This window comes from Bradyrhizobium sp., from assembly GCF_049519115.1.
GTDB lineage: Bacteria > Pseudomonadota > Alphaproteobacteria > Rhizobiales > Xanthobacteraceae > Bradyrhizobium.
Genome location: NZ_JBEKRB010000130.1, coordinates 1 through 5,824, shown reverse-complemented (window position 1 = coordinate 5,824; position 5,824 = coordinate 1). Strand labels below are relative to the sequence as shown.

Genomic DNA, 5,824 nt, shown 5'->3' with positions numbered 1-5,824 from the left:
GCCTTGTAGATCAGCACGAACGACATCGCGACCACGCCATAGAGCGTGCCGACCACAAGGCCGTTGACCAGAAGCTGGATCAGGAAAGCGAGGTTCATGGGGAGCGAGGCTGGCTGTCACCCTCTCCCCTTGCGGGAGAGGGTGCCGACGCAAAGCGGCGGCGGGTGAGGGGTGATCTACGTGTCGGAAATGCGGCGAGGGGACCCCTCACCCAAACGAGTGCGTGTCGAGCTACGGAGCTGCCCTCTCCCACGAGGGGAGAGGGTGCAGCAACTGGCATTTCGGAATGTTGCGAGGCGGTCATTCCGCGGCCTCCGCGAGTGGCGCCGAAGGCACAAGCTCGATCACACGAAGCGTGGTGCGGATGCGTTGCGTGGTGCCGTCCTGGAAACGGATCACGGTATCGACCGGGATTTCGTTTCGGCCGGCGTAGATGGATTCGATGATGTCGGCGTATTTTTCGTTGATCACGCTGCGGCGGACTTTTCTCGTTCTAGTGAGTTCGCCGTCGTCGGCATCGAGTTCTTTGTACAGCAGGAGAAAACGCGAGATGCGCTGCGCCGGGGGCAGTGTGGCGTTGACGGCCTCGACCTCTTGCTGCAGCAGCGCATAGATCTCAGCTCGTGCGGAAAGATCGGTGTAGGTCGTAAACGTGATCCGGTTCTTTTCCGCCCATTTCGAGACGATCGAGAAGCGAATGCACAGCATGGCCGCAAGGCGATCGCGTCCGTCGCCGAGCACGACGGCTTCCGCAATATAGGGCGAGAATTTCAGCTTGTTCTCGAGATATTGCGGCGAGAAGCGTTCGCCGCGCGAGGTCTCCGCGAGATCCTTGATACGGTCAATGACGACGAGCTGCTTGTTGTCGTTGAAATAGCCGGCGTCGCCGGATTGCAGCCAGCCGTCCTTGATATCGGCCGCGGATGCTTCAGGATTTCTATAGTAGCCGAGGAACATGTTGGGGTGGCGGATCATAATCTCGCCGACGCCCTGGATATCTGGATTGTCGATGCGGATTTCGATGGTTTTGTCCATCGCAACGCCCGTGGTGTCGGGATCGACGGAGTCTTCGGGATGCAGGGTATAGGCGCCTAGCGTCTCGGTCTGACCGTAGAGGGTGCGCAACGGTACGCCCATGGCGCGGAAGAACTTGAACGTATCGGGGCCGAGCGCCGCGCCGCCGGTCGCAGCCGAACGGAGGCGGGTAAAGCCGAGGCGGTCGCGCAGCGCGCGAAACAACAGCGTTTCCGCCACGAGCGAATGCCGGCCGCGCGCGAGCGCCGAAAGGCCGGCTTCCATCCCGAGTTCGTAGAGGCCCTGCTTGAGCGGGGAGGAATCCATCACCCGCGCGCGAACGTCCGCGGCGATAGCTTCCCAGACCCTGGGTGCGAACAGCACGAAGGTCGGCGCGATCTCGCGCAAATCATTCAGCAAGGTCTCGGGCTCTTCGACGAAGTTGACCTTCATCCGGCACAGCAACCCTTTGCCGAGCACATAGACCTGTTCCATGATCCAGGGCAGCGGCAACACCGAGACATACTCGTCCTCCGGCCCCTTCGGATCGAAGGCGAGATATGTCGCGCAATGTCGCAGCACGCGCCCCGCAGCCAGCATCGCGAGTTTAGGGTGGGAGGTCGTGCCCGACGTGGTGCAGAGGATCGCGACATCTTCACCCTTCGTCGCATCGACTAGGCTGTCGTAAAGCGAAGGCTCGCGCTGTTGCCGCTCGCGTCCCATCGCCGTCAGTTGTTCGGCAGACATCAGGCGCGGATCGTTATATTTCCGCAAACCCCTCGGGTCAGAGTAGACGATGTGCTTGAGAGCCGGTGCGCGGTCGGCGAGCCCCAATAGTTTGTCGACCTGCTCTTCGTCTTCGGCGAAAACGAGCTTGGCTTCGCCGTAATTGAGAAGATAGGCCGCTTCCTCATCGAGCACATCGCGATAAAGACCGAGGCTCAAGGCCCTGATTGCGTGGCTGGCGATTTCGGCGGCGACCCAATCCGGCCGGTTGTCGCCGATGATGCCGACGACGTCGCCGCGCGCAAGCCCAAGCTCGATCATGCCGAGTGCAAAATCCCGAACGCGGGTCTGGTAGTCATTCCAGGTAAAGGGCTTCCAGAGTCCAAGATTCTTTTCGCGAAGCGCGATCTCATGACCGAACTCGCGGGCATTCAGCCGCAACATCTTCGGATAGGTGTCGGCCTCTTCGACACGGGCGGCGTAATCCATCATGCCGCGGATTCCGCAGGAAGCGGCGTTTCGTCGGGATCGACCAGGATCTCGTCCTCTTCGCCGAGATAAGCGCGCCGGACATGGGGATCGGCGAGCACGGCGGCGGGATCGCCTTCCGCGATCTTGCGGCCGAAATCGAGCACCATCACGCGGTGGGAGATATCCATCACCACGCCCATGTCGTGCTCGATCATCATCACCGTCATGCCGAACTCTTCATTGAGATCGACGATGTAGCGCGCCATGTCCTCCTTTTCCTCGAAGTTCATGCCGGCCATCGGCTCGTCGAGCAGGATCAGTTCCGGCTCCAGCGCCATGGCGCGCGCGAGTTCGACGCGCTTGCGCAAGCCGTAGGGAAGGGTGCCGGCGGTGGCCTTGCGCACCGGCTGAAGATCGAGGAAGTCGATGATCTCCTCGACCTTGCGGCGATGTTCGAGCTCTTCACGGCGTGCGCCGGTCAGCCAGTACAGCGAGCCCGTGATGAAGTTGTTCTTCAACAAATGATGCCGGCCGACCATGATGTTGTCGAGCACGCTCATATGGTGGAACAGCGCGAGGTTCTGGAAGGTGCGGCCGATACCCAGCCGCGGCCGCGCATTCGGATTGAGCGCGGTGATGTCCTGTCCTCGGTAAAACAGCTGGCCTTCGGTCGGCCGGTAGCGGCCCGAGATGCAGTTGACGATCGAGGTCTTGCCGGCGCCGTTGGGGCCGATGATCGAGAACAATTCGCCGGATTTGACGCCAAAACTGACGTCGGTGAGCGCGCGCACGCCGCCGAAGCGGAGCGAAACCCCGCGCACCTCCAACGTATGCTCCAATCGTCCCTCCCGCTTGCCTGCTTACGGCGCTTTTCGCGCTCTTGGCCGGTATTTATTCCTGACTTTTCAGCGTGATCCTATATCGGCCTCGCCGGCTAAGCCATGCGACCAAAGGCATTTGTCTGTGACTGGTACATGGAATGCCATTAACGACCTGCCGTGCAGCCAGCGGCGAGTAACTAAAATCCTTCAATTCCGCCACTATCGGACTGATTTTCCATCGTCTTTTACATTAGACTTCGTTCACATCGGATGCTAAGGGCTGCCGTTCCTTTGGAGGTAAAATGACGCTTCAGGATGCCAAACGGCGCGTGGCGCTGATCACGGGCGTGACCGGGCAGGACGGCGCGTATTTGGCGGAATATCTGCTCGGCCTTGGTTACACCGTGCATGGCATCAAGCGGCGGTCGTCCTCGTTCAATACCGCCCGGGTCGATCACCTCTATCAGGACCCCCACGCCGGCAATGTGCCGTTCCTGATGCACTACGGCGACATGACGGATTCGACTAACCTGATTCGCCTGATGCAGCAGATTAGGCCGACCGAGATCTATAATCTCGCCGCGCAGAGCCACGTCGCGGTCAGCTTCGAGAGCCCGGAATATACCGCCAACGCAGATGCGATCGGCGTGCTGCGGCTTCTGGAGGCGATCCGCATCCTCGGAATGGAGAAAGAGACGCGGTTCTATCAGGCCTCGACTTCGGAATTGTACGGCCTGGTCCAGGAAGTCCCGCAGAAGGAAACCACGCCGTTTTATCCGCGTTCTCCTTACGCGGTCGCCAAGCTCTACGGCTACTGGATCACGGTGAATTATCGCGAGGCCTACGGCATGTTCGCCTCGAACGGCATCCTGTTCAACCATGAGAGCCCGATCCGGGGCGAAACCTTCGTCACCCGCAAGATCACCCGCGCGGTGGCGCGGATCGAAACCGGCCTCGAAGAGACGCTCTATCTCGGCAATCTCGACGCCAAGCGCGACTGGGGTCATGCCAAGGACTACGTCATCGGCATGCACCAGATATTGCAGGCAGATCAGCCGGACGATTTCGTGCTGGCCACGGGCGAGACTCGCTCGGTGCGCGAGTTCGTCGAACTGGCGCTGGCCGAGGTCGGACGCAGCATCGAATGGCGCGGCAAGGGCGTCGAGGAAACCGGCGTCGACAAAAAATCCGGCAAGACGCTGGTTCGCATCGATCCCCAGTATTTCCGTCCCACCGAGGTAGACCTCCTGATCGGCGACGCCAGCAAGGCGCACAAGAAGCTCGGCTGGAAACCGAAGACGAGCTTCGCCGATCTCGTCAAGCAGATGGTCGCGGGCGATCTCGCAATCGCCCGGCGCGAGGTGGCCAATGGCAAGCACGCCGTTTGATCTGAAGGGCAAGCGCGTCTTTGTCGCCGGCCACCGCGGCATGGTGGGTGGCGCGCTGGTGCGAAGGCTTGCTTCCGAGGGCGTCGAACTTCTGACCGTCCCGCGCAGCGAGGTCGATCTGCGCAACCAGGCGCAGGTCGCCGACTGGTTTGCAAAGAAGCGTCCACAGGCGGTGTTTCTGGCCGCGGCGAAAGTCGGCGGCATCGTCGCCAACAACACGCTGCGGGCCGAATTCATCTACGACAATCTGATCATGGCGACGAACGTGATCCACGCCGCGCATCAGAACGGCGTCGAGAAGCTGATGTTTCTGGGGTCGTCCTGCATTTACCCGAAGCTCGCAGCCCAGCCGTTGCGCGAGGATTCGATGCTGACCGGGCCGCTGGAACCGACCAACGAACCCTATGCCATTGCCAAGATCGCCGGCATCAAAATGGTCGAGGCCTATCGCAGCCAGTATGGCAGCGACTTCATCAATGTGATGCCGACCAATCTCTACGGTCCGGGCGACAACTATCATCCCGAATATAGCCACGTCGTCGCAGCCCTGATCCGCCGGTTTCACGAGGCGAAGGTTGCAGGCACTTCCAATGTCGTGGTGTGGGGCACCGGCACGCCGCGGCGCGAGTTTCTTTATGTCGACGATCTCGCCGACGCTTGCATCCATCTGATGAAGACCTATTCGAACGACGAACTCGTCAATATCGGGACCGGCGAGGACATTACCATCGCCGAATTCGCCCGCGTGGTAGCCGGCGTGGTCGGCTATATCGGCACGATTAGTTACGATCCTTCCCGGCCCGACGGCACGCCGCAAAAGCTGCTCGACGTCGAGCGGCTGGCAAAGCTCGGCTGGCGCGCGAGCACGGCGCTCCATGACGGGATCAAGCGCGCCTATCAGGCCTATTTGCACGAGCACCAGCAGGCGGCGGAGTAAGCACCGCGTCTCCTTACCCCTCCCCCGCGAAGCGCGGGGAAGGTGGCCGGCGAAAGGCCGGTCGGGTGGGGGCGTTATTGGTCACGCTTCGCTTTCTTCGTAACAAAAGTTTTGCTTCGAATACCCCCGGCGCTTCGCGCCGACCCTCCCCGCAAGGGGGAGGGATGGGAGAGAGTCCCTCGGGCAATGATGATACCTAGCGCGCCGTCCGCGGCGTTTTCTTCGCTAACGCCGTCGCCATCGCTGAGATCAGCGGCTTCATGAAGAAGGCCTCGTTGGCGGGGTAAATATCCGCGTGCAGGCCGTGCGATTTGAGTTCGTCGGAAACAGCAGGTCCGACCGAGGCGATCGGTGTTTTCGTCAGTCCCTCGCGCAGGCGCGCTTCAAGGCCGCGTTCGCGCGCCACGTCGATCAGACGGCGGATCTGGCCCAAATTCGTCAGCGCGATCGCATCGATCCGCTCAGCG

4 protein-coding genes and 2 pseudogenes are annotated in these 5,824 nt (G+C 61.1%); 2 read left to right on the top strand and 4 right to left on the bottom strand.

Features of this window, described 5'->3' with window-relative positions:
- The 3 genes and pseudogenes from ABSE61_RS35645 to ABSE61_RS35635 all read right to left on the bottom strand — a co-directional run.
- A pseudogene (locus ABSE61_RS35645) lies at window positions 1-98 on the bottom strand (branched-chain amino acid ABC transporter permease); the annotation flags it as partial.
- A gap of 202 nt (window positions 99-300) precedes the next feature.
- A complete protein-coding gene (locus ABSE61_RS35640) occupies window positions 301-2,232 on the bottom strand; it encodes a long-chain fatty acid--CoA ligase (RefSeq protein WP_423875852.1) in 1,932 nt (643 codons plus the stop codon).
- Window positions 2,229-3,050, bottom strand: a complete 822-nt coding sequence (locus ABSE61_RS35635) for an ABC transporter ATP-binding protein (protein ID WP_423875851.1) — start codon at window positions 3,048-3,050, stop codon at window positions 2,229-2,231. The genes ABSE61_RS35640 and ABSE61_RS35635 overlap by 4 nt, the downstream gene beginning before the upstream one ends.
- 284 nt (window positions 3,051-3,334) lie before the next feature.
- Between ABSE61_RS35635 and gmd the strand changes: the two genes are divergently transcribed.
- On the top strand, window positions 3,335-4,420 hold the full coding sequence (gene gmd / locus ABSE61_RS35630) for a GDP-mannose 4,6-dehydratase (RefSeq protein ID WP_423875850.1): 1,086 nt from the start codon (window positions 3,335-3,337) through the stop codon (window positions 4,418-4,420).
- Window positions 4,401-5,357 carry a GDP-L-fucose synthase gene (gene fcl / locus ABSE61_RS35625; RefSeq protein ID WP_423875849.1) on the top strand — a complete coding sequence of 319 codons (957 nt, stop codon included), beginning with the start codon at window positions 4,401-4,403 and terminating at the stop codon, window positions 5,355-5,357. Before gmd ends, fcl begins: the two co-directional genes overlap by 20 nt.
- A 196-nt stretch (window positions 5,358-5,553) precedes the next feature.
- On the opposite strand, the pseudogene ABSE61_RS35620 reads toward fcl, so the two are convergent.
- A pseudogene (locus tag ABSE61_RS35620) lies at window positions 5,554-5,824 on the bottom strand (uroporphyrinogen-III synthase); the annotation flags it as partial.